General features: G+C 57.6%; 22 protein-coding genes. 17 read left to right on the top strand and 5 right to left on the bottom strand.

The window, feature by feature from the left end; genetic code table 11:
• The first annotated feature begins 95 nt into the window (after nucleotides 1–95).
• A complete protein-coding gene (locus DXC67_RS03080; protein ID WP_117637311.1) occupies nucleotides 96–665 on the top strand; it encodes a DUF3267 domain-containing protein in 570 nt (189 codons plus the stop codon).
• A gap of 67 nt (nucleotides 666–732) precedes the next feature.
• Nucleotides 733–1,308 (top strand): epoxyqueuosine reductase QueH, encoded by a 576-nt coding sequence (locus DXC67_RS03075; protein ID WP_089572108.1) that lies wholly within the window; start codon nucleotides 733–735, stop codon nucleotides 1,306–1,308.
• Nucleotides 1,309–1,368: 60 nt separating this feature from the next.
• Here DXC67_RS03075 and DXC67_RS03070 read toward each other — a convergent pair whose 3' ends face one another.
• Both DXC67_RS03070 and DXC67_RS03065 read right to left on the bottom strand, forming a co-directional pair.
• A complete protein-coding gene (locus DXC67_RS03070) occupies nucleotides 1,369–2,025 on the bottom strand; it encodes an XRE family transcriptional regulator (RefSeq protein ID WP_158551273.1) in 657 nt (218 codons plus the stop codon).
• Between the two features lie 2 nt (nucleotides 2,026–2,027).
• Nucleotides 2,028–3,278: an arginine deiminase family protein gene (locus tag DXC67_RS03065; RefSeq protein WP_117637309.1), complete on the bottom strand. Its 1,251-nt coding sequence runs from the start codon at nucleotides 3,276–3,278 to the stop codon at nucleotides 2,028–2,030.
• 253 nt (nucleotides 3,279–3,531) lie between these two features.
• Here DXC67_RS03065 and DXC67_RS03060 point away from each other — a divergent pair, with 253 nt between their 5' ends.
• The 4 genes from DXC67_RS03060 to queA all read left to right on the top strand — a co-directional run bounded on the left by DXC67_RS03060 (nucleotide 3,532) and on the right by queA (nucleotide 8,636).
• Nucleotides 3,532–4,974 carry a YfcC family protein gene (locus DXC67_RS03060; RefSeq protein WP_117637308.1) on the top strand — a complete coding sequence of 481 codons (1,443 nt, stop codon included), beginning with the start codon at nucleotides 3,532–3,534 and terminating at the stop codon, nucleotides 4,972–4,974.
• 28 nt (nucleotides 4,975–5,002) lie between these two features.
• Nucleotides 5,003–6,247 (top strand): arginine deiminase, encoded by a 1,245-nt coding sequence (locus DXC67_RS03055; RefSeq protein WP_117637307.1) that lies wholly within the window; start codon nucleotides 5,003–5,005, stop codon nucleotides 6,245–6,247.
• 32 nt (nucleotides 6,248–6,279) lie between these two features.
• On the top strand, nucleotides 6,280–7,290 hold the full coding sequence (gene argF / locus DXC67_RS03050; protein WP_117637306.1) for an ornithine carbamoyltransferase: 1,011 nt from the start codon (nucleotides 6,280–6,282) through the stop codon (nucleotides 7,288–7,290).
• A gap of 134 nt (nucleotides 7,291–7,424) precedes the next feature.
• Nucleotides 7,425–8,636: a tRNA preQ1(34) S-adenosylmethionine ribosyltransferase-isomerase QueA gene (gene queA / locus DXC67_RS03045; protein WP_117637305.1), complete on the top strand. Its 1,212-nt coding sequence runs from the start codon at nucleotides 7,425–7,427 to the stop codon at nucleotides 8,634–8,636.
• A 332-nt stretch (nucleotides 8,637–8,968) separates the two neighbouring features.
• Here the strand turns inward: queA and DXC67_RS03040 are convergent, their stop codons facing one another.
• Entirely contained in the window at nucleotides 8,969–10,750 is a 1,782-nt protein-coding gene (locus DXC67_RS03040; RefSeq protein ID WP_117637304.1) for a hypothetical protein, read from the bottom strand.
• Nucleotides 10,751–11,045: 295 nt separating this feature from the next.
• Here DXC67_RS03040 and DXC67_RS03035 point away from each other — a divergent pair, with 295 nt between their 5' ends.
• The 5 genes from DXC67_RS03035 (at nucleotide 11,046) to DXC67_RS03015 (ending at nucleotide 15,059) form a co-directional block, all read left to right on the top strand.
• Nucleotides 11,046–11,846 carry an SDR family NAD(P)-dependent oxidoreductase gene (locus DXC67_RS03035; protein WP_117637303.1) on the top strand — a complete coding sequence of 267 codons (801 nt, stop codon included), beginning with the start codon at nucleotides 11,046–11,048 and terminating at the stop codon, nucleotides 11,844–11,846.
• A 454-nt stretch (nucleotides 11,847–12,300) separates the two neighbouring features.
• Nucleotides 12,301–13,440: a tRNA guanosine(34) transglycosylase Tgt gene (gene tgt / locus DXC67_RS03030; RefSeq protein WP_055250876.1), complete on the top strand. Its 1,140-nt coding sequence runs from the start codon at nucleotides 12,301–12,303 to the stop codon at nucleotides 13,438–13,440.
• A gap of 205 nt (nucleotides 13,441–13,645) precedes the next feature.
• Nucleotides 13,646–14,335, top strand: coding sequence for a TIGR00730 family Rossman fold protein (locus DXC67_RS03025; protein ID WP_369831358.1), 690 nt, complete (start codon nucleotides 13,646–13,648; stop codon nucleotides 14,333–14,335).
• A 113-nt stretch (nucleotides 14,336–14,448) separates the two neighbouring features.
• Nucleotides 14,449–14,748, top strand: coding sequence for a type II toxin-antitoxin system RelB/DinJ family antitoxin (locus DXC67_RS03020; protein WP_117637361.1), 300 nt, complete (start codon nucleotides 14,449–14,451; stop codon nucleotides 14,746–14,748).
• 2 nt (nucleotides 14,749–14,750) lie between these two features.
• A complete protein-coding gene (locus DXC67_RS03015) occupies nucleotides 14,751–15,059 on the top strand; it encodes a type II toxin-antitoxin system YafQ family toxin (RefSeq protein WP_117637301.1) in 309 nt (102 codons plus the stop codon).
• A gap of 63 nt (nucleotides 15,060–15,122) precedes the next feature.
• Here the strand turns inward: DXC67_RS03015 and DXC67_RS03010 are convergent, their stop codons facing one another.
• Together DXC67_RS03010 and DXC67_RS03000 are read right to left on the bottom strand one after the other, a co-directional pair.
• Nucleotides 15,123–18,107, bottom strand: a complete 2,985-nt coding sequence (locus DXC67_RS03010) for a DEAD/DEAH box helicase family protein (protein WP_158551272.1) — start codon at nucleotides 18,105–18,107, stop codon at nucleotides 15,123–15,125.
• 741 nt (nucleotides 18,108–18,848) lie between these two features.
• Entirely contained in the window at nucleotides 18,849–19,709 is an 861-nt protein-coding gene (locus tag DXC67_RS03000; RefSeq protein ID WP_117637298.1) for a DegV family protein, read from the bottom strand.
• 123 nt (nucleotides 19,710–19,832) lie between these two features.
• Between DXC67_RS03000 and DXC67_RS02995 the strand changes: the two genes are divergently transcribed.
• The 6 genes from DXC67_RS02995 (at nucleotide 19,833) to pstB (ending at nucleotide 25,998) form a co-directional block, all read left to right on the top strand.
• A complete protein-coding gene (locus DXC67_RS02995; RefSeq protein WP_233503143.1) occupies nucleotides 19,833–20,528 on the top strand; it encodes an HAD hydrolase-like protein in 696 nt (231 codons plus the stop codon).
• Nucleotides 20,529–20,582: 54 nt separating this feature from the next.
• On the top strand, nucleotides 20,583–22,019 hold the full coding sequence (locus DXC67_RS02990) for a M20 family metallopeptidase (RefSeq protein ID WP_117637296.1): 1,437 nt from the start codon (nucleotides 20,583–20,585) through the stop codon (nucleotides 22,017–22,019).
• A gap of 319 nt (nucleotides 22,020–22,338) precedes the next feature.
• A complete protein-coding gene (locus tag DXC67_RS02985; protein ID WP_117637295.1) occupies nucleotides 22,339–23,277 on the top strand; it encodes a phosphate ABC transporter substrate-binding protein in 939 nt (312 codons plus the stop codon).
• Nucleotides 23,278–23,301: 24 nt separating this feature from the next.
• Nucleotides 23,302–24,210 (top strand): phosphate ABC transporter permease subunit PstC, encoded by a 909-nt coding sequence (gene pstC / locus DXC67_RS02980; protein WP_117637294.1) that lies wholly within the window; start codon nucleotides 23,302–23,304, stop codon nucleotides 24,208–24,210.
• Nucleotides 24,203–25,129: a phosphate ABC transporter permease PstA gene (pstA, locus tag DXC67_RS02975; protein WP_199410568.1), complete on the top strand. Its 927-nt coding sequence runs from the start codon at nucleotides 24,203–24,205 to the stop codon at nucleotides 25,127–25,129. Before pstC ends, pstA begins: the two co-directional genes overlap by 8 nt.
• Entirely contained in the window at nucleotides 25,126–25,998 is an 873-nt protein-coding gene (pstB, locus tag DXC67_RS02970) for a phosphate ABC transporter ATP-binding protein PstB (protein WP_117634962.1), read from the top strand. Before pstA ends, pstB begins: the two co-directional genes overlap by 4 nt.
• The last annotated feature ends 44 nt before the right edge of the window (nucleotides 25,999–26,042 follow it).

The following is a 26,042-nucleotide window of genomic DNA, read 5'->3' as shown; positions in this document are numbered from 1 at the left end:
CGGGGTTCGGCGGCGCGGTGGTCAATTCGTGCATATCGTTCGACATTATCGCACATGCGGGCGGGTGCGTGGCAGGGGCGCTATCCTAAGATGCTATGAATGAGATTTCCAACATACATGCGTTTGAGGACGAGGTTTTTCTGCACGCTTGCTTCGTGTGGGGGATGGCCGTGATCGCGGTGTTTGCCGTGTGCCTGGTGCCGGTGTTTATGCTGTTGGGCGGGCCTGCGGACTTGGACGCGGCTGAGGCGGGCGGCTGGACCACCGTCGTGGGCTGGATGGTCGGTGTGGCTGCGGTTTCTGCAGCGTCGTTTGCCGTGCACGAGCTGGTGCATGCGGTGTTTTTTAAGCTGCTGGCGCCTGCGGGCGCGCATGTGACCTTTGGGGCGAATCGCGAGACGGCGATGATCTATGCCTGCGCCGAGGGCGTTGTGTATTCGCGCCGGCGGTACATGGCGGTTTGCCTGGCGCCGACGGTTGTTGTGACGACAGCATTTGCCCTGGGGTTTGCGTTCTCGGACTATCCGCTGCTGTGCTACCTGGCGGCTGGTCTGCACTTGTCGGGCTGTGTGGGTGATTGGTATTACGTGCGGACCATTCTGCGCGACCGCCGTATCGTCGCCTGCGAGGATACGTCCTTTGGCGTGCGCTTTTTCGCAAAGTAGTCTTTTTGGGACGGGGCTATTTTAGCTGCCATGATGTCGGGGTGAGTTTTCTGGGACGGGGATGTCGATGAAGTCGTTGTTGCTGCATGCGTGCTGTGCACCATGCTCGCTTGAGCCGGTTCGCCTGCTGCGCGAGGAGGGGTTTGAGCCCACGATTTGCTGGACCAATCCCAATATTCAACCGCGCGATGAATGGCGGCGGCGTCTGGACGAGCTGCGCCGGTGGTGTGCCGATGGCGACATCGAGCTCATCGAGGCGGGGGAGGACCGCGAGCGCTGGGAGGCCGGCGTGGCCCCGCTGGGTGCCGATCGGCCCCGTCGCTGTCGCTCGTGCTATGCCCTGCGCTTGGCCGAGGCGTGCCGCGTGGCCCAGGAGCGCGGGTTTGAGTTTGTGGGCACGACGCTCGCCGTCTCGCCGTATCAGCTGTTCGATACCTGCAATGATGTTTTGGAGCGTCTGGCTGCCGCCCGCGGTCTCACCCCGGTGATTCGCGATTTTCGCCCGTATTATCCCGAGGCTACGCGCCGTTCGCGTGAGCTGGGCATGTATCGGCAGAATTACTGCGGCTGCCGTTTCTCGGCGGTCGAGGCGGCCATGGATCGCGCCCGCATCCGCGACGAGCGCAAAGCCGCCAAAAAGTAGTTCATTTGGGCTGGGACTTTGAGCTGTCTGTGCGGTACGGTCGTTTTTGGGAAAGTCGATTTAATTAAGCGTGTGATCGTGGCTCGCTTGATACCAAACGACGACTCCTATGATTCTAATCCTCCGTTTGTTAAACATCAGATCCGGACTTGCTGTTGCATATGAATGGGACGACAGCACAATCATGTCGTTTCCTTCTGCAAATCGCCTAATTACCGGTGTTTTACCGTCTGCGAGCGCCAATACAGCACAGCCGTTCCAAGGCTTTGCGGTGGTATCGACAAGTAGTAAGCTGCCGGGAGGGTAAATGCGGGACATTTCGTCGCCTTTGATTTTAACGAAAACGCTATGTGGGTGACGTTTGGCTACGTCTACAGGCGCGCAAGCATTTTGTTGGCCGTGCGTGATGCGGCGCTTTTGCGATTCGATATCGATGACGGGAAATGTGCCCTCCATTTCGTGGATAGCAGGGTCTTCGTCGGTGACGATTCTTTTATTTGCGAGCTTTACAGCCAAACCGTTTTCCTCGCCAACAAGTTCATCGCGGGTGCAACCGAAGAGCGCTTGTAACTTTTCAATATAGCGCTCACGGGGGGCATACCGACTTTTTTCCCAACGACAAACGGTCTCTTTAGATACCCCCAACATCTCTGCAAGTTGCGCCTGACCAAGATGCTCCATGGTGCGGAGTTTACGAATATTTGCCCCGAAGCCCATGGCTATAGATCCTCTCGCCACAGAGGGAGGCATAGACAGTTTGTGCCACCATAGCCTTTGGTGAGCTCGTCAATGGATAGCGGGAATAATTCCATTCCTGCTTTCTCAAGCGCTTCGTTGGTCCAAACGTTTTCTTCATATACGCATAGTTTTCCTGGCGAGAGCGCAAGGATAGACGTTGCGTTGTTCCGGCGTTCTCTTTCGTAGGCGGTTTGATTCCCGCCTCCGCAGTCAATCACTTTTATTGGTTCGCAACAGGCTGCAGAGAGTATTTCCGGAATCGTGCGATCGATAGGAGTGATCGTAAGGCCCCTTCCGGATCGTTTTAGTTGAATGCTGTATGCATCAACGGCATTGCATATCTCACGATCGATGAGGAACGCGTCGTGATCAATTCTACTTATGAACGTATCGAGGTGGATACGCAGCCCGTCAGAGGGGACTCGAATCGCAATTAGCTCGGTGGTCTGGAATTTATTTGAGGTCAGGAGCTCTTTGGCAAGTGACTCGACGGCGGCGGGTTCAGTTCGGTCAGAGATTCCAACTAATATTGTCTTAGCACTGATAACAATAATGTCTCCGCCTTCTATATGGTAGCTACTCCTGTTCAAATCACATATTGGAGTTTCTCCCATGATCTTGTGGTGGGTGAATATCTGCCGGTATAAGGCGACCTCACGATCACGCTCAGGCCAATACATATGATTTAGGATGATGCCGTCTCCGACTACCACAGCAGGATCACGAGTGAAAAAAAGCGTGTTGAGGGGATTGACCAAGAGCGAGGCGGGATCAAATTGCTCGTGCACGAGCGCCCGTAGTGTTTCCGACTGGTTTGAACATAGCTCAGTGTCTCCAAAGCGAATGCCGTTAAGTACTATATTCACCAATTCCTGGGTGTTCTTAGCGTTCTCAAACAGCTGGGTTATTGCCTCGAGGAACTCTCTGCCTGTTGCCCCGCTGCAACGGAGGTAGTCATCAATAAAATATTTAAGTGATTGGGGCTCAGTTTCAAGTGAGTCTTCGAGAAGGTCCCTAATTTCAATGGTTTCTACGCCATGCTTCTCAAGCAATTGAACCATGGAATCGTGCTCATACATTGCTTTGTCGAGGTCAAAACGACCGCTCCATTTTCGCAGGGAGAAAACTTGGCTGAAGTCGGCATCAGGGTAGTTTTGTGTTTCAGCTCCTGGTCGATGGACAAGTACGGCTTTTAAATGACCGATTTCATTTGTTATGTGTATGCCTTGCATGCCTGTCTCCTGTCCTGCTGGTTTTTATATAAGGCTAAGGCAGGTTCCTTGTTGTGTTGCGGAAAAGTTAAAAGACGTATGTAATTGACAAATAACATCAATTTAAAATATCAGATTGATTAATAACGTCACTTTAGCTGCCGTTCATAGGTGAAAAGCGACACGATAGCGATGGTTGCCCGACCACCGCTGAGCAACCTCATACATTTATGGTGCCAGCTGGATAGATGGGAAAAGGAATGAAGGAGGAGATATGGCAGCGGAAAGTTCGAAAGGCATCAAGCAGTTCAAGGTCCCGCATGTATATGCGATCATCTTTGCACTTATGGTCATCTTCGCTGTTCTCACGTGGATTGTTCCCTCTGGGTCCTATCAGCGTCAGGAGGTGAACGGTCGTGAAGTCACTGTCGCAGGTACGTACGAGCAGAGTGAAAAGACATATATTGACGAGGAAACCGGGGATGAAGTAGATCTCAGACAAGGTGTCTTCGATGTTCTTCAGGCTCCAACGCGCGGTATACAAGAGGCAATTGAGGTCGTTGCATTCATCTTGATTGTGGGCGGTTCGTTTCAGGTTATTACTAAAACGGGCGCTATCACGAGCGGAATGGGTCGTGTCGTTCGCCGCTTTAAGAACAAAGACATTCTAATTATTCCTATTGCGATGGTTCTCTTTGCATTGGGCGGAACGAGCTTTGGCATGGCGGAAGAAACTCTCCCGTTCTTTGCGATCTTCATGCCAATTATGATGGCTATGGGCTTCGACTCGATGACGGCGTTCATGGTCGTGTTCGTTGGAGCGCGCACGGGTTACATCGCCTCAACGATTAATCCGTTTAATGTTTTCATTGCGCAAGGTATTCTTGGTATTCAGGGCAACCCCCAGCTGTGGCTGCGTATGATTGCCTGGGTTGTTTTGACCGCCGTTGCAATTACTTGGGTTGTCCTCTATGCACGAAGGGTAAAGAAGAATCCTGAGTCATCGATCACATTTGAGGATGATATCGCCAAGAAAGTCGAGTTCGCTGCCGATGAATCTGCCCTTGATGCGGAATTTACGGGTCGTCAAAAAGGCGTGCTTGCGGTATTTATCGCTGGAATGTGCCTTATCATCTGGGGACTTGTGACCCAGGGCTGGTATATGAACGAGATTTCTGCGGTCTTTTTGGCCATGGGCTTGTTGGCTGGTGTTATTGCGGGCTTTAGTCAGGACGTCATCGCTCAGGAATTTGTTGCGGGTATCGCTGACTTTGCTTTCTCGGCAATTGTCGTTGGACTTGCGCGTGGCATCCTTGTCATTGCCTCTGACGGCATGATCATCGATACCATCCTCAATGCGCTCGCCACTGGTCTGGGCGGCATCCCGGCGGTTCTCTTTACTACGCTTCTTTATGCGGTTGAGAACCTCCTGGCGATCCTGGTTCCCAGCTCATCTGGCCTTGCAGCACTGACCGCTCCCATTTTTGGACCTTTGACCGAACTCATGGGCCTTAATCCCGAGGCTGCCGTGTGGGCTCTCTCCATGGGTAGCGCGACGATGTCTTTGATCTGTCCTACTAGCGCCATTCTTGTAGCGGGTTTGGGCGTGTGCAAGATCAAGCTTGGCCAGTGGTGGAAGACCGTTTGGAAATTCTTCTTGGTCGTGTCGCTCATCAATATCGTATTCGTAGCAATCTCGGGACTTATTGCCCTGTAGGTTTCATGGCTGAAATGGAGTAACAGGAATGCCTAAAGGACTGAATGTACACAGCGAGATTGGTAAGCTCAAGAAAGTTGTGCTTCACCGCCCCGGTCGTGACCTTGTGAACGTAAAGGCAGAAGAGTTCGAGGATGTCTGGATTCACGACTGTTTCTATCTTGATGTGGCTCAAAAGGAGCATGATGCCTTTGCGGATCTTCTGAGGAGCGAAGGTGTTGAAGTTCTCTATATGGAGAAACTCGTTGCTGAAGCGCTGGATGCATGCCCCTCGGCTCGCGCTGAGTTTACCGATACATTTATGGCTGAGAGCGGAATTGTCAATCCTATGCTTGAGCAGGCTGTTCGTGAAAAGCTCGACGCTATTTCAGATTCGTATCAGTTTGTACTTGAGGCTATGGGGGGGTATCGTTATCGTGACCTTGAGCTGCCTCGCGTCTCGACTACGCTTAGCATGATGGATAATGAGGATGCGAAGCCCGATGATTTGGTGTTGAAGCCTCTTCCGAGTTCATATTTCTCTCGCGATCCTCTTGCTTCTGTGGGCAAAGGCGTTCTGCTTCACCATATGTATTGGAAACAGCGAGATCGTGAAGTGCCCTTCTATGAAGCGATTTTCAAATACCATCCCGATTATGCAGGGACTCCGATTTGGTACGACCATAAGAATCCCTGGCATATCGAGGGCGGTGATGTGCTTAACATTAACGCTCATACCTTGGCTATTGGAATTAGCCAGCGAACTGAGGCGGCTGCGATTGAGGAGCTTGCAAAGAATTTGTTCTGGGGATCTGGGAATTCTGAGATCGATACCGTTTACGCTATTAAAATCCCCAACGGCTATGCTTACATGCATCTTGACACCGTTTGCACCATGGTGGATTTCGATAAGTTTACAGTTTATCCCGGTATTTTTGAGACCCTTCGTGTTTATCGTCTGACTCGTGGTGACTCTGAGGGAATGGTCGCTGTTCAAGAGATTGATGACACGCTTGAGCATATTCTTGAAATGGCTACTGGCGTGGAGAAGGTGCAGCTTATTGAGTGCGGTGCCGGCGATATGGTTGAGGCGTCTCGCGAGCAGTGGAACGACGGGTCGAACACTCTTGCCGTTGCTCCTGGTAAAGTCTGTGTTTACGAGCGCAATGTTGTCACAAATGATGAGCTCTACAAGAACGGTTTGGAACTTTTGGTCGTTCCCTCCGAGGAACTGTCCCGCGGTCGTGGCGGCCCGCGCTGCATGAGCATGCCCTTCTGGCGCGAAGATATTTAGTTGCAAATCCACTGTGATAGGAGATGGCGAATATGGGTGTTAATATCGCTGGTCGCAGTTTTCTGAAGCTGCTTGATTACACGACGGAAGAGATTGAGTATCTGCTTGAGCTTTCTGCCAACTTCAAAAGCATGAAGCGTGCCGGTGTTCCGCATAAATACCTTGAAGGCAAGAATATTGTTTTGCTATTTGAGAAGACTTCCACGCGTACTCGCTGCGCCTTCGAAGTTGGTGCACTTGACCTTGGCATGGGTGTAACTTATTTGGATCCGGGCTCGTCCCAGATGGGCAAAAAGGAGTCGATTGAGGACACGGCTCGCGTCCTTGGCCGCATGTATGACGGAATTGAATACCGCGGCTTTGAACAGGCGAAGGTTGAGGAGCTTGCTGCAAAAGCTGGGGTTCCCGTTTGGAATGGGCTGACTACTGAATTCCACCCGACTCAAGTGCTTGCCGATATTCTGACCATGCGTGAAGAGTTTGGAGAGATTAAGGGCAGGAAACTTACATTTTTTGGTAAGGCGGCCGGAAACGTCGCCGATTCGCTCATGGTCATTTGCGCTAAGCTCGGCATTAACTACTGTTCTTGCGGCCCAATCGGGGGAAATTCGGAGGGGGCTACATCCTATGATCCTGAACTCCTTGCAGAATGTAGTCGTATTGCGGCCGAGCATGGATCGACGATTACCATTACAGAGGATATTGAGGAAGGCGCTCGTGATGCCGATGTAATTTACACGGATGTTTGGGTTGGCATGGGTCAGCCCGCAGAGCTGTGGGAAAGCCGCATTAAGCTCATGTCGCCGTATCGTGTGACCGCTGAGGTGATGTCTATGGCAAAGCCCGAGGCAATTTTCCTCCACTGCCTTCCGAGCTTTCACGATACTAATACTACTGTTGGTGCCGAAATTGCTGAGAAGTTTGGAGTCACCGAAATGGAAGTCACGGACGAGGTTTTTGAGTCCGATAAGTCTCGTGTTTTCCAAGAAGCGGAGAATCGCATGCATACGATTAAGGCGGTGATGTGCGCAACGCTTAAGTAGCGGGGCGTTGAGAAAACAGTCGCAAATCTGTTTGCCATACTATATTTCTCTCAACAAGCTGATAGGATACAGGGGAGAATGATGCGCGCGTCAGTCGATTTTTTCGACTGACGCGCTTTGTGAAAGAGGCAAAGATGCGTACCGATGATTTTGACTACAACCTTCCTGAGGAACTGATTGCCCAGGCTCCTGCCGAGCCTCGCGACTCCTGCCGCCTGCTAGTGGTTGATCGCAAGGGCTCCCAGGCGGGAACGCCGCTGGAGCACGGCGGTACCGTTGAACACCGCATCTTCCGTGACATCATCGACTATATCGAACCGGGCGACGTGCTCGTCATCAACCAGACGCGTGTGATGCCGGCCCGTCTGATCGGTCGCAAGACGGGCTCGGGCGGCGTGGTCGAGACGCTGCTGCTCAAGCGCCGCGAGGACGTGGATCCGCTCGGCCATGTTTGGGAGTGCCTGGTCAAGCCGGGCAAGCGTCTGAAGCCCGGTGCTCAGATTGAGTATCGCGCCGGTGGCGCCCATGCGCCCGAAGGGGCTCCCGTGGTGCTGACGGCCGAGGTCGTCGACTTTGTCACCGATAGCCGCGGCGGCCGTCTGGTGCGCTTCGAGCCAGCCGGTTGCAATGCCGCCGGCGAGCCGCGCACGCTCGACGAGGCCATTCACGCCGCCGGCCACGTGCCGCTGCCGCCCTACATTACCGATTACGAGGGCGATCCCGAGAAGTACCAGACCGTCTACGCCATGAAGGAGGAGCACTCGGCTGCCGCTCCTACGGCGGGTCTGCACTTTACCCCCGAGCTCATGGCCGCTATCGAGGCCAAGGGCGCGAAGTTTGCCGCCGTCGAGCTCGAGGTGGGTATTGATACCTTCCGTCTGGTGGAGGAGGACGACCCCACGCAGCACGTCATGCACACCGAGCGCTACCACGTGTCACAGGAGGTTGTCGACGCCGTGCATAAGGCGAAGGCCGAGGGGCACCGCGTGATCGCCGTCGGCACCACCGCAGTACGCTCGCTCGAGAGCGCCTTTGACGCCGATGCTCCGGTGTCCAATCCGGCCGTGACAGCGCGCTATTTTGAAGGCCGCGAGGACGGCGCTGACACGCTCGGCCGCGGTGACATCGTGGTGCGCGAGAACGCCACGACGCAGCTCTACCTCATGCCCGGCTCGACCTATCACGTGGTCGACGCGCTGATCACGAACTTCCACGTGCCGCGCTCCACGCTCATGATGCTCGTAAGCGCGCTTGCCACCCGCGACCAGATCATGGATGCCTATGCCGCCGCCATCGAGGAGCGCTACCGCTTCTTCAGCTTCGGCGACGCAATGCTCATTTTGTAGGTTACGGCGTTTTACAAACGACGTAACCGGCCGACGCTGCAAACCCGCCAGAGCGGCAATCTGACGTTCAATCGTCGGGCATGACCAGAAGGTCAATGCCCTCCTCTTTCACGTCACCTTGCTCGCTTAGGGGTGTTTTCGCTGACTTTGCCAAAGCATCGGCAGGTACTCATTGGGGACGTGCTTAAATGAGTGCCTGCAGAATGAGAGTGGATAATCTCCCGTTTTTGGCCTGCTTGGGGGCTCAAAGTGGGAGATTATCCACTCTCGTCATTGGGCTAGTCGTTGGGGACGTTCTTGTTTGACTAGTCGTTTAAGAACGTCCCCAATGACTACTTGCTCGCGAACAGCCAGACTAGGATGATCACCAGGATTGCGGCGACGATGCAGACGATGGCGCCGGTGAATTTGATGCGTGAGTCGCGGGTACGCTCGCGCACCGCGTCCTCGGTGGCCTCGAGCTGGGCGACTTCTCGCTCGGTCTCGGTGTGTTCGGCTTTGTCTCGGGCCAAGGATCCTGCAAGCGACTCAGTGATCTCTGGGTGGTCGTGCACCTCGGTCGCCTGTTCGATGATCGACTGCGCATGTGCGGCATCTGTTTGGGCGTTGGCGATGGTCTGCTCCTGGTCGCGGCGTGCCTTGTCCTCGGCAGCGATCTTCTCGCGCAGTTCGCGCTGACGAGTCGCGGCGGCGGTCTTCGCCGTCTGCAGCTCGTCGCGCGCGGCATCGGCTTCGGTCGTCACGGCTTGGTGCGCGCGTTTTGCGTCGGCGATAGGGGCTTGAGCCTGCTCGACGGCCTGCTCGGCTGCGGCAAGCGAGTGCTCAAGGTCGGCGGTGATGCGCGGGACATCTTCTTCGGCTTTACGCAGGGCATCTGCCGTGTCGGAAATCTGCATCGAGAGCTCGCTGGTGCGCACCGTATAGTTGGCGGGATTTGCCGAGGGATTGCGTTGCAGCTCGGCATACTCATGACGCAGCGTCTCGAGCTGGGCGCGCGTGGCGTCGACGGTTTGTTGTGCGGCGGCAATGCCGGCGTCTCGCTCTGCCTTCACCTTGTCGCGGATGCGCTTGGAATCCTCAAGACGTCGAACGAGGCGGTTGCCGGTCTCGCGTGAGCTCGCCTCGCGGGCCTCCACGGCGTCGAGCGCGGCCTTCAGGCGGAGCTCAGTCGCGTCATCCTCTGTCTTCATTTGTTCGAGCTGACCCTTGAGCTCTGTCGCTTTGGAGGCGTGGGCATCACGGTCAATCTCGGCGGCCGCTGCAGTCTTTTGGGCCGTGGCAATCGCCTGGCGCTGGTCGGCGACGATCTGGTCGTAGCGGCCTGCGATATCCTGGCGCGTCTCGAGTTCCTCGGTCTGGTCGGCAATGCGCTGCTCAAGTTCGGCCAGGTGGGCACGGGCATCGGCAAGTGCCTTTTTCGCGGCGTTCATCTCGCGCATGGCCGAGGCGCCCTGGGCGATAAAGGTGCCCACGGCGTTCGCGGTGTTCGAAACGGCGGTCCCCAGATCGCGGCTCGCGGCGGGGGAGTGCGGGGCGGTCGGGCGAGCGGTGTCGGCAGCGTCCGCATCGGTAGCCTGCGGCGCGGCGATATTGCCGGTACCGCCCTCGATCACAGAAAAGCCTGCTGCGTGCGGGTCGACCGCATCGGCGCCAATCGTGGGATGCTCGAGCTGCAGAAACGAGGGCATGGTGCTGCCCTGGTCGGCAACCGGAGTCTCGCCGGGTACGAAGGTCGAGGCTGCCTCGGCGGCCTCCTCTTCCTCGGCGTCAACGTCAGCGTCGGCCACGGCGTCTTTCATCGCTTTGACGGCATCCATCATGGAGTCCATGACGGCGTCGAGCTCTTCTTCCGAAGATACCTCGATGGGGCCTGCTGCTTGCGGGGCGTTCTCAGTCTTGGGCTCGGTATCGCTCGGGTCCGGCTGCTCTAGCTGCTCTTCTTTATCTTGCTCTGCGGTGACATTTGCGTCTGCGGCCTCGTCTGCGGCGGCAGGAGCCTCCTCGACAGCGGCATCAATGCCGCCATCGCTGCTGGCAGAAGTGTCGCAGCCGTCGATGGCGTCTGCGGAATGATCAATATGCTGCTGAGTCTGGGGGTCCAGCTCGTCTGTCATAGGCATGCGCTCCTCATCGTTGTTTGTCACCCTATGATAAAGTCTCGCGCCGACATCCCACGCGCCGCAGCAAAGTTTCAAAACGTGTTCGATAGCTCATTTGGATGACAAAAATTCGGCCTCTTTATCCGGTTCGTGCTTGACATCCCCTTCGCCGAATAACGTTGTGCCGTTCGCCTGCTGCGGTCTTTATTTTTCACTTGAACACGTTAAAGTTGCATTTCAGCTTTTGGCGCGTGAATTTGGGTGCGCGCAGTCGGCGGGCGTGCCCGTCGTGATTTGAAAGGACTTTCTTATGGGACTTTTCACTGGCAAGACCGTGATTATCACCGGCGGCGGCAAGGCTACGCTTAAGGACGGCTCCGCTGGCTCCATCGGCTACGGCATCGATATCGCTTTTGCCAAGGAGGGCGCAAACCTCGTCATTACCGGCCGCAACGTCGCCAAGCTCGAGGCTGCCAAGGAGTCTCTCGAGGCGGGGTACGGCGTTAAGGTTCTGCCTGTTCAGGCCGATGTCTCGGCTGGTCAGGACAACGAAGCCGTCGTCCAGAACGTCATCGACAAAGCGATTGAGGAGTTCGGTCGCATCGACGCCGTCGTCAACAACGCTCAGGCCAGCGCCTCGGGCGTGACCATTGCCGATCACACCATGGACCAGTTTGACCTGGCCATTTACTCTGGCCTGTATGCCACCTACCTGTACATGCAGAAGGCCTATCCGCACCTGAAGGAGACCAAGGGCTCCGTGGTCAACTTTGCTTCGGGCGCCGGCCTGTTTGGCAACTACGGCCAGTGCAGCTATGCCGCTGCCAAGGAGGGCATCCGCGGCCTGACTCGCGTCGCCGCCAACGAGTGGGGCAAGGACGGCATCAACGTCAACATCGTTTGCCCGCTTGCCTGGACTGCTGCGCTCGAGAACTTCCAGGATGCCTATCCCGAGGCGTTCAAGGCCAACGTCCACATGCCGCCGGCGGGCCACTACGGCGACGTCGAGAAGGAGATCGGCCGCGTGGTCGTTCAGCTCTGCGGCCCCGACTTTAAGTACATGAACGGCGAGACCGTCACCCTCGAGGGCGGCATGGGCCAGCGTCCGTAGGGTTACGCGGTTTTACCAAACCGCGTAACGGCTCGACGCTGCGCGGTCGCCAGAGCGACAACTTGCCATTCAAAGAGGACGGCATGACCAGAAGGTCTATGCCGCCCTCTTTTCATGCCAATTTGTTCGCTCTGGCGACCGCTCGCTGACGTTGTCAAAACATCGGCGTTGCCAAAATATCGGCGTTGCCGTGGCTGGTAAATAGCTCCACTCATCGGGGACGTACTTAAATGAGTGCCCGCAGAATGAAAGTGGATAATCTCCCGTTTTTGGGCTGTGCTTTGGGCAAAAGTGGGAGATTATCCACGCTCATCCGGTAATCGTCCAAAAATCCACGCTCATTTGCCGTGTCCCTGCCGTATCCTCCTCGCACCAGTTTCTGTCGAGTCGGTGCTTCTTGCGGGTTGCCCGTATAATGGTTTGCGTATGAACCGCAACCAAGGAGTTCCAGTTTATGGACCAGAACCTTTTTAAATTCGACCTGATCGCCGAGGACCCGACGACGCACGCGCGTGCCGGCGTACTGCACACCCCGCACGGCGACATCGAGACGCCGATTTTTATGCCCGTGGGCACCAAGGCAAACGTCAAGGGCATTCCTACCGAGACTGTCAAGAAGCTCGGCGCCCAGATCGTGCTCGCCAATACCTATCATCTGTCCATGCGTCCCGGCGAGGACACCATCGCCGAGCTGGGCGGCCTGCACAAGTTCATGAACTGGCACGGCCCCATCCTCACCGACTCGGGCGGTTTCCAGGTCTTCAGCCACAACGATGCCGTCAAGCTCACCGACGAGGGCGTGCGCTTTATCGTCAACGATTACGACGGCCGCCACGTGTTTTGGACGCCCGAGGACAACATGGAAATCGCCATGAAGCTCGGCTCCGACATCTGCATGCAGCTGGACCAGTGCCCGGGCTATCCCGCCACGCGCGCTTACGTTGAGCGTGCCGTCGAGCTGTCGAGCATGTGGGCCGAGCGCTGCTATAAGGCGCATACCCGCGACGACCAGGCACTCTTTGGTATCGTTCAGGGCGGCATGCACCTGGATCTGCGCCTGCGCTCGCTGCGCCATCTGGAGGAGTGCGGCGACTTCCCCGGTTACGGCATCGGCGGCTACTCGGTGGGCGAGGACCACGAGACCATGTTCGAGACGCTGGCGCCGCTGGTTTCCGAGTACATGCCTAAGCACAAGCCGCGCTACCTCATGGGCGTCGGCAACCCTACCACGCTCGTGCGCGGCGTTGGCGTGGGCATCGACATGTTCGACTGCGTCCTGCCGACGCGCACCGGCCGCATGGGTACGGCGTTCTCCAGTGAAGGTCGCCTTAACTTCCGCAACGCGCGCTTTGCGCACGACGACGGCCCCATCGACCCCACCTGCACCTGCCCGGTGTGCACGGGCGGCTACAGCCGCGCGCTCATCCGTCACATGGTCACGCAGAAGGAGATGCTCGGCGGTATTCTGCTGTCGATGCACAACATCTACTACCTGCTCAACCTTATGCAGCGCGCCCGCCAGGCCATTATCGAGGGCCGCTACGGCGCGTTTGTGAGCGACTGGATGAACAGCCCTGCGGCGGTGGACTACTAAGAGCCGCGACCGCTGACCGATGCCTTGCAAGCGCATGATGCATCGTGGATACCATACCGAATAGTTGATGTTCGGGCGGGTGTTTGACGCATGGCGTCGACCCCGCTCGCTTTTCTTTTTCTCGATAGGAGTACCCTTGATTAAGAATGAGAACGTCGAGGGCGAGCCGGCCTACGACGAGACGTACCGACGCGGCCCCGTGGTCATGCGCGGCCCCATGATTCCTAAGGACAACACCTACGCCAACCTGCTGGCGCCCGAGGACTCGACCGACTGGTTGCATGCCGACCCCTGGCGCGTGCTGCGCATTCAGGCCGAGTTTGTCGATGGCTTTGGCGCGCTTGCCGAGCTTGGTCCTGCGGTGACCATCTTCGGCAGTGCCCGCACGCCCAAGACCGATCCGCTCTACAAGGCGGCGCGTACGGTCGGTCGTAAAATCGCCCAGCGCGGCGTGGCGGTTATCACCGGCGGTGGTCCCGGCGTCATGGAGGCGGCCAACAGGGGAGCGGCGAGCGCGAACGGCAAGTCGGTCGGCTTGGGTATCGAGCTTCCGCACGAGCACGGGCTCAACAAATACGTGAACCTCGGTATGGACTTCCGTTACTTCTTTGTGCGCAAGACCATGTTCGTCAAATACAGCTCGGGCGCCATCGTGTTTCCCGGTGGTTTTGGTACGCTCGACGAGATGTTCGAGGTGCTCACGCTGGTGCAGACGCACAAGGTTAAGCGCATGCCGCTCGTTTTGGTGGGCACCGAGTACTGGCGGGGCCTGTTCGACTGGCTTAATGGCCCGGTGATGGACACCGGTATGATCAGCCCGCTCGATCCGGAGCTGGTGCACATTACCGACGACCTCAACGAGGCCGTCGATATCGCCCTGAGCGGGCTGATGTAGGGCGAGCGTGCCTGTCGTTGTAGTGATGAGAAGGCAGGCTGATGCTATTTAGCATCAGCCTGCCTTCTAAATTGGGTATACTGATGCAAAAGACGAGAGCGAGGAGGTCGCGTATGTCTACTGCAACGGTTAAGCCTACGACGGTTCGCATCGAAGAGGGGCTCAAGGAACAGGCGACTGAGTTCTTGGATACGGTTGGTCTGAGTCTCAATTCGTATCTGAACCTTGCTGTTCGGCAGCTGGTAAATCAGCGAAAGATTCCGTTTGAGATTGTGGGTCGGCCCGAAGTTCCCAACGAGGCGACGAGGCGCGCCATGGTGATTGCCGAGGCTCATGAGTTGGGGATTCTGCCAGACGACAGCCCGTCATTCAATAACGCTGATGAGCTTATATCATTCCTCGATGAGGACTAGCGATGTTTGAGATTAAAGTCGAGGCTCAGTTTAAGGCGGATTACAAACGGACGATGCGCATCCATCCGCAGCTAAAAACCGAGTTTAAGGCAGCAGTCGCAGAGCTTGCAGCTCGCGGCTCGCTTCCCGCGGAATATGGCGCCCATGAGCTTTCAAACCCGGGCGGCAATTACAACGGCCACATCGATTTCCATCTATCCGATGGCTTGGTCGATGTGGTCGTTCTGTACTTGCCGCATAAGACTAATCCTGTGATCCGACTGGTGAGAATGGGCTCGCATGAGGAGTTATTTCAGGGCCCGCAGGGCTGATTGCTCGCTTATGTTTCGCGGGGAAATAGGGATTGATTCGCGGCCGATTGGCTAAAACAGCCCCTATTCCACCGTAACTGTTGGAGACGTCCCGTTCGTGGCTGCGACCTCCAGTTCTCCTCTTCGCTGGATTTCGCTTAAAAGCTCGGCTGCAACTTCGCTGCTTTTGAAACGGATGCTGCAGTCCTCTTTCTTAGGAAAGGCCAGTAACGGGATAGTTCCGTACCAGACGGTTTCCTCGTCAATTACTGACGCGCGCAGGCGCCCTTCGGCTTTGATGGAATAGTCGACGTTCATCTCGGTAAAACTCGCTTTCACGTCATTGTGCGGAGTCGAGGCAATTGAAATCTCAAGGGCAATCCCACGGGCGGCGGCGCCTGTGAGTACGGCAGCGAGCTTTGCGAGGCATGCAGCGGATGCGTAGGGCGCGGCAATAAAAATGCTTTTCGTTGCGCGCTCGATGTCATCCGCTAAGGCCTCCACGGCCCTTGCCGGCCTAACGAGGATGTTTTGATCGGCCCGTTTGTTGTCATTTGCTGCAAAGACTTCATACCCCAGCTTGGCGTAGGTCTTGAGTCTCTTCTGGTACATGTGCGCGAGCATGGGTATCGACAAATCAACATAGTCGAATATCTCAACCCGCTGCTTGCCCTCGTGACTTCTATGTAGCCTGCCTGCCTGCTGCGTTATGCTGCCGTCCCAAGATATCGGTGTGGCAATGAGCAGAGTGTCAAGGTAAGACAGGTCGAAACCCTCGCCCAGAAGGCCTTCGGTTGCGATGATAATTCGATGCTCATGCTCGAAGCCGGGAAGGCTGTTCAGTATTGCCTTTCTTTCTTTGGCGTCGATTTCTCCGGTTAAGAGTATAGGTTCGTGTCCGCGGCTTTGAAGCAGCCTACATAGCTCTTCGGCATGTTTTTTCCTTTTGGATAGCACAAGCGGATGTCGACCGTTTGACGCGGTCTCGAGGGCATCGTCGACAATTGCTTCGTTTCTCGCTGTGTGCGCACACAGGAGATCGAGAACTTGATTAAAGGACGCCCCTGGTTCGTAGGCGGGTAGTCGAACTCCGGTAAAACGCGGCCTAACAACGCGCTGAATTCCCTGTTGGATTGCTTGCGTTTTTGGATCAATGACATGGCGAAGCGGGCCGCAGAGCATTGAGAGTGCTCGCGTGAGTCCGTCCGAGCGTTCGGGCGTCGCGGAAAGGCCGTATACATATTTGGCTGGAGCGGATTTGAGGACGAGCTCAAGCTGTGGTGCGGCTGCATGGTGACATTCATCACAGATGATGAGGCCGTAATCACGAACGAACTCCTTGGCTATTGGTTCTCCGGTCTGGGGGTCCTTGCTGGACAGAGACTGGAATGAAGCAATGTCGATGAGATGGCTTATGGTGGTTTTGCCTCCTCCGATTTGGCCAATGAGCGGAGGCTGCCTTTTACTGATTCGTCCTTTTGGGGTTCGAACTGGCTTTCTGTTATCCGTAATGTCGATAAACCGTTCGAGCTGGGATTTCCATTGGGCAATGAGCGCAGTCTTGGGAACGATGACAAGCGTTGGAAGACCGATGGCAGCAATAAGATAGGCCCCAATGACGGTTTTCCCGAAACCCGTCGGCGCGGACATGATCCCGTCTTCATAGTTGAGCATCTGTTCGGCGGCAATTTGCTGTTCAGGGCGAAGAGCCCCTTTAAATGTCATCACAATTGGATTGCCCGACATGCGCTTGTCTGAATAGTGAGCAGAAGCGCCGGCTTCTTGAAGCAGCCGCTCGAGTTGAGCTTTACAGCCTCTGGGAATCGCAACGCAGCCATCTCTAAGTTCACTGAGGTCTATGTACCGCGGTTTGCCAAATACTGATTGGTGCATTGATTGGGCACGGAAGAATTCCGGGTTGGCAAATGTTGCAAGCCTGCGAACCTCCATCTGGGCGGCCGGGCTCAGAGATCTTTCGGTTATGTAGAGCATATCGGCTTGCGTGACGGGTAGCGATGACGGGAAGTCCTGCAGCGTGAGCGGAAGCCGCTTTCGCGGCCTCTGAGAATGTGGCGCGGCGGTGTTTCCCGCCACTGCAGCTGATATTCCATGCGGTTTATTGTCGATGCTTTCGATTAGATTTTGCACCGTTGCATGTGGAACCAGCTGAATTTGTGAAAGGTAAAGCCATTGATCGGGAAAGGGCTCAAATTGCTCGTCAACAAATACACTGTTCCCTTTTCGCTGCGCTTTTCCTTGAAAAGGCAGTGCTATGAGATTTCCGAAGCCGCCCTCAGGAATGGTGGACTGCGCGGGCAGCATCCGGTCAAAAGCTTCAAAGGTGATTGTCTTGTTGAGCGCCGCCGCTTCGGTGATAAGGCTGCTTCCAAATTCTCGTGCGATCTTTGCGCTGGTGAGCTCTAGGAAGAAAAACCAGACATGTGCGCCGTTACCTGATCTCGATCGCTCGACTGCAGCATCGATCCCATGGTTTTTTGCGACAAGCCGAATGGCGTTTGTCGCTTCTTTCCAATCGGCTCCGTCAAAGTCGATGACCAGGACTTTTGTGTTACTGTCACTATCGAGAACGTATTGACCTATGACGTCTCGGAGCCTGTCGTCGTTGCCTTTGAAATGGGCGATGATCGCGGCATCGCTCAGCTTGGGGAAGATGCGGTTGCCGCATTCCGCGCATTTGGTTTTCTGACGATTTACTTTGGGGCAAATGCTTGCCTTCCATTCATTTGCGCAGGCGGGTGTATAGCCGATGCCCCCGTCTTTTCTGCGGTACCCATGAGCGTAAACATCTTTGCGGCCAGTAAAGAGATTGCGAAAGAGTTCCAGTTTGTCGCGCGCTGGGCTCGCACTGGTGACGATTCCTTCGACCTGTGCCCGTCTATCGAAAGATTCGCCAGCTTTCTCCCATTCTTCCAGTGTTGCGTAACGGATGTCTGGACCGTTGCCGCAGATGACGATTTGGCTGTGCGGCTCCGATACATGGGCGACGGTTTTCTTGAATTGGAATAGCGTACCCCCGATGAGGGCGTATTGATGCGTGACGGTGCTCATGTAAATGCCGTTCTTGTCGGAGTTCATTGAAATGAGGGTATGTTATTTTGATTTTTAAGGGACTCGACTCTGATTTTGGTTCGGTGATAGCGGAGTACAGCTCCGTGAGTGGTGTTTGGCTGATGTCAAAATGTGCGGTAGCTGTTGCTGAATGGGTTTTGGCGGCCATGAGGTGGGCTGGAGGCGCAGGAAACTATCCTCGAATAGACCCTGTGGGCAAAAAATGGCAAATATGAGTACTGTGGTTTGAGCAGTAACATATCATCTGGAAAGTATTTAAGACCAATCGATTCGGATTGGATAGAATCAACCCTCTAAACATGGCGATTCGGGACTTTATGACGCTCGGAATTGGCGGAAGATGGCAAATTCAGCCAGATTTCGCTGTTACTAAACTGGTAACAGTACTCATATTTGCCATTTTTTGCCCAGAGGGTATCGCAAGGGGGTTGGACAAAGCATCGATCGCCGCCAATTTCTCGATTAGCTGGTTGGGCGGCAATGAAGTTGCGGCGTAATGGGAAGCGTTTCGCGGCCTTTTGGCTAAAACGGCCCCTTTTCCGCCGCGACTCCTAAAAAGACGCCGGCGCGCCTTGAGTTGCGGCGCGTCGGCGTGATGGCTTTGTTGTGGCTGGGTGTACTTCGGTTGTTCGACGGCTTTGGCATGTCCGATCTTGCCAGGCAAGCCTTTGTTACCGTTTAACGTTTGCCCAGATAAAACCTGCCAAAATAAACCTGTCCCTAATTGGCAGGTTGGTAGCGGGGACAGTAGCTGATGGCGATGGCGTCGACGCCTACGTGGGTGGCGATGGTGCAGCCGATGGGGCCGGTGCCGGCGTCTACGTAGTTCTGGCCTGCGAGCGCTTGGTTAACGAGCTCCTGCTCCTCGGCAGCACCGGTCGTGAGCACGCGCACGCTGGAGCCCGGGTGCTCGGTCAAAAATTCGAGGCAGTCAGCCATGGTGTTCGCAACGATGCGCTTGGCACCGCGGCCCTTCTTGATGGCCTTGATTTCGCCTGACTTCCACTCCGGCGAAACGGCCAGGCGAATGTTGAGCATCTGCGTCAGCTGGCCGGCGAGCTTGGGGGCGCGGCCGTTTTTGACCAGGTTCTCGAGCGTGCGGGGAATCAGCAGCAGGTGGGCGTCGGGCAGCGTCGCGCGGATCTGCGCCTCGGTCTCGTCCAAGCTGCGGCCGTCCTCGCGCATGGCAAGCGCGTACTCCACCAGCAGGCCCTCGGCGCCCGAGCCGGTGCGCGAATCGATGCAGCGCACGTCGAGCTTGTGGGTCTCGGCGACCAGGCATGCGTTGGAATAGCAGGCGGACCACTCGCTGCACAGCGAGATAAAGATCGCGCTGTCGTGGCCATCGGCGCGTACGCGGTCAAACAGCGCCTTGAACTCGCCGGCGCTCGGCTGCGAGGTGTGCGGCAGCTGCTCGGAGCCGGCCATGCGGGCGACGTATTCCTCGGCGGTAATCTGCACCTGGTCGAGCAGGTCCTCGCCCTCGATAATCACATGCAGCGGAATCACGTAAATGCCGAGCTCTTGGGCACGGGCGGGGGAGATGTCCGACGTGGAGTCGGTTATGATGGCAAAAGACATAATTGCACCTTTCGTTGGGGCGCGGCAGCGCCGCCTTCTGAAAGCAAAGTGCGACAAGTATAGTGGAGTTGCTCTACATTGCTAGGTTCAATTGTTGAATAGTCAACAGTTTGAAGCGGTGGTGTGGAAATCATCAACTGGGGAAGAAGGGTGCCGATGGCGGCATTGCAACTTTGCGAGCGGCCGGTTGTGCTGTTCGATTTTGACGGCACGGTGGCCGATACGGGTCGGGCAGTGATGACCTCGACGCGCAAGACGCTGGCTGCGCGCGGGTTTTCGGAGACGCAGATGGGTGATCTGCGCCGCATGATCGGGCCGCCCCTGTGGAAGAGCTTTCACGACTTTTACGGCTTTTCCCGCGAGGAGTCGCTTGTGGTGGCCGATGAGTACCGCGCCTTTTTTGATGAACTGGGACCGGAGGAGTATCCCGTGTTCAATGGGGTCCCCGAGCTGCTGGATGGGTTGGTCGCCCAAGGCAAACGTATGGCCGTGGCGACGTCGCGCATGGAGGCCAAATGCATCGACATGGTGCATGAGCTCGGGCTCTCTCAGTTTGAGGCGGTGATTGGCATGAATCCGCCGCAGGGACGCGAGACCAAGGCCGATTCGGTTCGCGATGCCCTGGCGGCGCTCGGCGCGACAGCGGACGATGCCGTGATGATCGGCGATCGCTTTAACGACGTCGAGGGCGCGCACGCGATGGGCGTGCCGTGCATCGGCATCTATTCGGGCGCGGCGGCGCCGGGTGAGCATGAGGCGGCGGGTGCCGATGCAGTGGTGCACTCGGTGGCCGAGCTTGCTAAACTTTTCTCTATCTAGGAACTAAATGTGAGGGGCAGGTACGCTTGCCGCTCATTGGTAAGGAGGCAGTCTATGAATCAGGTGGAGCAGAGCGTCGCTGAGTATGTCGACGAGGTCTGGGAAGATGTCGTCGCCGATATCGAGCAGCTGGTGAGCTATCCGTCCGTGGCAGTTTCTGCCGATGCAGAGCCCGGCGCGCCGTTTGGCCGCCCGGTCCGTGACGCGCTCGACTGTGCGCTCGGCATCGCGCAGAAGCTTGGCTATCAGACGAGCGACGACGAGGGCTATGTGGGCATTGCCGATATCCCTGGCCGCGGCGACAAGCAGCTCGCGACCATCTGCCACGTGGACGTGGTGCCCGCCGGCCCGGGCTGGAACACCGACCCGTTTGCGCTGGAGCGTCGCGAGGGCTGGCTGCTCGGCCGCGGCGTTATCGACGACAAGGGTCCGGCGGTGCTGTCACTCTACGCCGGCGCCTATCTGCTCAAGCACGGCATTACCCCGCGCTATACTTTCCGCGCGCTGCTGGGCTGCGATGAGGAAGTGGGCATGTCCGACGTTCACCATTATCTGGAGAACCACGCAGACCCCGACTTTTTGTTTACGCCCGATGCCGAGTTTCCGGTCTGCAATGCCGAGAAGGGCCAGTTTGGGGCGACGTTCGTGAGTCCCAAGATCGACGGCGGGCGCATCGTGTCGTGGAGCGGCTCCGAGGCGAGCAATGCCATTCCGTCGCAGTCCATCTGCGAGCTCGCGATTGCCGCCGATGAGCTGCCGGCGCCCGTTGAGAACGCCGACCGCCTGGAGATCACGGCGCTTGATAACGGGCATGCGCAGATTTTCGCCCACGGCATTGGCGGTCATGCCTCGATGCCAGAGGGAACGATCAACGCCGTCGGGCTGATCGTGGCGTATCTGCGCGAGGCCGAGGACGCGTTTGGTGCACGCGACGAGCGCCTGCTGACGCCTGCCGAGCACGAGTTCGTCAAGTTCCTGGCCTTTGTGCATGCGGACGCCTATGGTCGCGGCCTGGGTATCGATGCGACGAGTCCGGCGTTTGGCCCGCTTACCTGCAACGCTGGCGTCATCCGCGTGGCGGATGGCCATATTGAGCAGGTCATCGACGTGCGCTTCCCCGACAGCACGAGTGCCGATACCATCCGCGAGCAGCTCGATCCGCTCGTGGGCCGTTTTGGCGTGACGTGCCGTGTGGGTCGTGCGAAGGTGCCGTTCTCGGTCTCTGCCGACGATCCGGCCGTGAAGGCGCTTATTGATACCTATAACGAGTTTACGGGCAAGCATGCTGAGCCCTTTGCCATGGGCGGCGGCACGTACGCGCGCAACTTTGCCCGCGCCGTCTCGTTTGGCCCCGAGGAGACCGGTCTGGAGCTGCCCGAGTGGGGCGGCCAGATGCACGGTCCCAACGAGTGCGCCAACGAGGAACAGCTCAAGCAGGCGCTCAAGATTTATATCGTGGCGATCTTACGTTTGAACGAGCTTGAGCTTTAAGGCTGCGGCGTTTTAACAACTTAGCACCCCTTTCGTCCGGGCTTTTTAAGTTGCGGTGGAATAGTTCCTAGAATGGGCCATTTGATGGCCAAGCAGGAACTATTTCACCGCAACTTTGTTTTTATTGGTGTAAAAGGCGGGTCATGCTTGGTGGCGGGTTTGTTATTCGTTTGTAAAGCCCTGCCGCGCTTGCGGTAAGGGTCTATCAGATGCCCGTAATAAAGCGCAGCTGACGCGGGCGCTGCCCGATCGAGACCGTATCTTTCCAAACAGCAAAGCGGGCAGGGTGCCCGCGAGTCGCTTGTATGAAAGGAAGATCATGCTCGATCAGGCTTATTCTCGTCGTCAGTTCCTCGGCCTCGCTGGTGGTCTCGCCAGCATCGTGGGCCTCGGCCTCGTTGGTTGCGGCGGCGCAGGCGCTTCCGACGCCGCCGACAAGGGTAGCGCCGCTGCCGCCGAGTCCGTCTCCGGTGAGGTGACCTACGACGGTGCCTCCTCGTTCCAGGCTCTCGTCGAGGCCGCTGCCGAGAAGTTCATGGATGCCAATCCGGACGTCTCCGTCTCCGGTTCGGGTAACGGTTCGGGTAAGGGCCTGACCGCTGTCGCCGCCGGCACCGTCACCATCGGTAACTCTGACGTCTTCGCCGAGACCAAGCTCGAGGCCGATCAGGTCAAGAACCTCGTCGACCACGAGGTCGCCGTCGTGGGCATGGGCCCCGTCGTCTCCAAGAACGTTACGGTCGACGACCTGTCCCTCGAGCAGCTCAAGGGCATCTTCTCCGGCCAGATCACCAACTGGAAGGAGGTCGGTGGCGACGACGCCACCATCGTCGTCCTCAACCGCAAGGCCGGCTCCGGTACCCGCGCCACCTTTGAGGCTGCCGTCTTTGGCGACGAGGCCAACGACTTTAAGGGCGACGCCGAGCTCGACAAGTCCGGCGACGTCCAGACCCAGATGGCCAGCACCGACAACGCCATCTCCTACCTCGACTTCTCGCACTTCGACGACTCCAAGTTCAACGCCATCAAGGTCGAGGGCGTCGAGCCCAAGAGCGCAAACGTTACCGACGACTCCTTTAAGATCTGGGCGACCGAGCACATGTACTGCTCCAAGGACGCCGACGAGGCCACCACGGCCTTCCTGGAGTTCATGCTTTCCGACGACGTCCAGGGCAAGCTCGTCGAGGAGCAGGGCTTTATCCCAGTCTCTGCCATGAAGGTCGTCAAGGACGCCAGCGGCAAGGTATCCGCTAAATAAGTAATCGCCCCGGAAAGGTTTGCAATGGCAAAACAGCTGCCAAAGCGCGACCTTGAGAACGTGGGCCTGGGCGTCACGGGCGCGTGCGTAGCGCTCGTGACGCTTGTCGTTGCCGCGCTCATCTTTATGGTCGCCCAAAAGGGCCTCTCGGCTTTTCTCAAGGACGGCGTCTCGGTCGTAGAGTTCTTCGCCGGCACCAAGTGGGATCTGGCCAACACAGCCGAAAACGGCCTGCCCTACACCGGCGCCCTGCCCCTGATCGTCACCTCGTTTGCGGTCATGGTGCTCTCCACGCTCATCGCGCTGCCCATCGCCATCGGCTCTGCCATCTTTGCGGTCGAGATCCAGCCTAAGTTTGGCTCCAAGGTCTTTCAGCCGCTTATTGAGCTTTTGACCGGCATTCCCTCGGTCGTCTTTGGCCTGATCGGTTTTCACGTGGTCGTCGGCCTTATGAAGAGCGTTCTCCACGTGAGCACAGGCCTGGGCATCTTGCCCGGCGCCATCGTGCTGGCCGTCATGATCCTGCCGACCATGACCACGCTTTCGGTCGATGGCCTGCGTGCCGTGCCCGACAGCTACCGTCAGGGTTCGCTCGCGCTGGGCTACACCCGCTGGCAGACCATCTGGCACGTGGTGCTCAAGAGCGCCATGTCCTCGCTCATGACCGCGGTCATCCTTGGCATGACCCGCGCCTTTGGCGAGACGCTCGCCGTGCGCATGGTTATCGGCGGTATCGAGGCCATGCCGACGTCGCTGCTGTCGCCGGCCTCCACCATCACCACCACGCTCACCACGTCCATGGCGGTCTATGCCGAGGGCTCGGCCCAGGACGACGTCCTGTGGGCGCTCGGTCTTCTGCTGATGGGCATGAGCCTCATCTTTATCCTGATCATCCATCTCATTGGCCGCAAGGGGGCGAAGGCTCGTGGCTAGCACGCGCATCCATATCGACGAGGCGAGACTCGGGCGTGTCCAAAGGCAGGACCGCATCGCCACGGGCGTGCTGACGGCGATCGTCGCCATCGTCATGCTCATCGTCGTCTCCATGGTGGCCTACATCCTGTTCGAGGGCATCTCGACGCTGTTCCAGCCGGGCTTCCTCACGCAGCCTGCGCGCGCCAACGGAACCCAGGGCGGCGTGCTCTACCAGCTGTTCGACTCGTTCTACCTGCTGCTGATCACTCTAGTCATCTCGGTGCCCATCAGCCTGGGCGGAGCGGTCTTCCTGGTTGAGTACGCGCCGAACGGCCCTATCCGCGACATCGCCTCCACCGCTATCGAGACCTTGTCCTCGTTGCCTTCCATCGTCGTCGGCATGTTCGGCTTTCTGGTGTTCTCGGTGCAGCTGGGCTGGAAGTACTCCATCATCTCCGGCGCCGTCGCGCTCACCATGTTCAACATCCCCATCCTGGTGCGCGTGATTCAGCAGGCGCTCGAGGACGTGCCGCAGGCCCAGCGCGATGCGTGCCTGGCCATGGGCCTCACTCGCTGGGAGGCCACACTGCACATCCTGATTCCCGAGGCCATGCCCGCCATCGTGACCGGCATCGTGCTTTCGGCCGGCCGCGTGTTTGGCGAGGCCGCGGCGCTGCTCTTTACCTCGGGCATGAGCTCGCCGGTTCGTCTGAACTTCTTGAGCTTTAACCTGTCGAGCCCCACCTGCGCCTGGAACGTGTTCCGTCCCGGCGAGTCGCTGGCCGTGCACATCTACAAGATCTATGGCGAGGGCAGCCCCGAGGCCCAGCAGATCGTCTGGGGCACCGCGGCACTGCTGATGATCTGCGTGCTGCTGTTTAACGTAATCGCCCGTATCGTGGGCAAGCAACTGGCAAGGAAGATGACGGCCGAATGAGCGAGATGAATGCAACGCCCGCAACCGAGGCGGCCACGTCCGAGACCCAGGACTTTCTGTCGAGCGTGGGGGAGAGCGAGAGGCGCGTGCGCGTGAGCGGCAAGGCCGTGAGCGACGAGGTCGTGCTCTCCGCCAAGGACGTCAACGTGTACTATGGCGACCACCATGCGCTGCACAATACGTCGCTCGACTTCCACAAGGGTGAGATCACGGCGCTCATCGGGCCTTCGGGCTGCGGCAAGTCGACCTTCTTGCGTAGCCTCAACCTGATGAATCGCGAGATTCGCCGCTGTCGCGTGGAGGGCGAGATCAACTACCGCGGGCGCAACGTGAACACCAAGACCGAGAACACGTACGAGCTGCGTCGCTCCATCGGCATGGTGTTCCAGCAGCCCAACCCCTTCCGCAAGTCCATTCGCGACAACATCACGTTTGCGCCCAAGCGCCACGGCATCACCGACCGTGACGAGCTCGACCGCATGGTCGAGGAGAGCCTGCGCGGCGCGGCGCTGTGGGACGAGGTCAAGGACAAGCTCGACAAGAGCGCCTACGCGCTTTCGGGCGGTCAGCAGCAGCGCCTGTGCATCGCGCGCACGCTGGCGCTCAACCCCGACGTGATCTTGTTTGACGAGCCCTGCTCGGCGCTTGACCCCATCTCGACGCTGGCGATCGAGGACCTGATGTCGTCGATCGTGGCCGACCGCGCCATCGTCATCGTGACGCACAACATGGAGCAGGCGTCGCGTGTGTCCAACCGCACGGCGTTCTTCTACATGGGCGATATGGTCGAGTACGACGAGACCGACGAGATTTTCCAGCGGCCCAAGGATAAGCGGCTGAATGATTACCTCACCGGCATGTTCTCCTAGTCCGGAACATGCTTGAGGCCCGCGGCGGCCACGGTCGCCACGGG

Origin of the sequence: Collinsella sp. TF07-1 (assembly GCF_003437235.1) — a bacterium.
GTDB lineage: Bacteria > Actinomycetota > Coriobacteriia > Coriobacteriales > Coriobacteriaceae > Collinsella.
The sequence above is the reverse complement of the archived record's forward strand: the minus strand, read 5'-3'. Positions and strand labels throughout refer to the sequence as shown.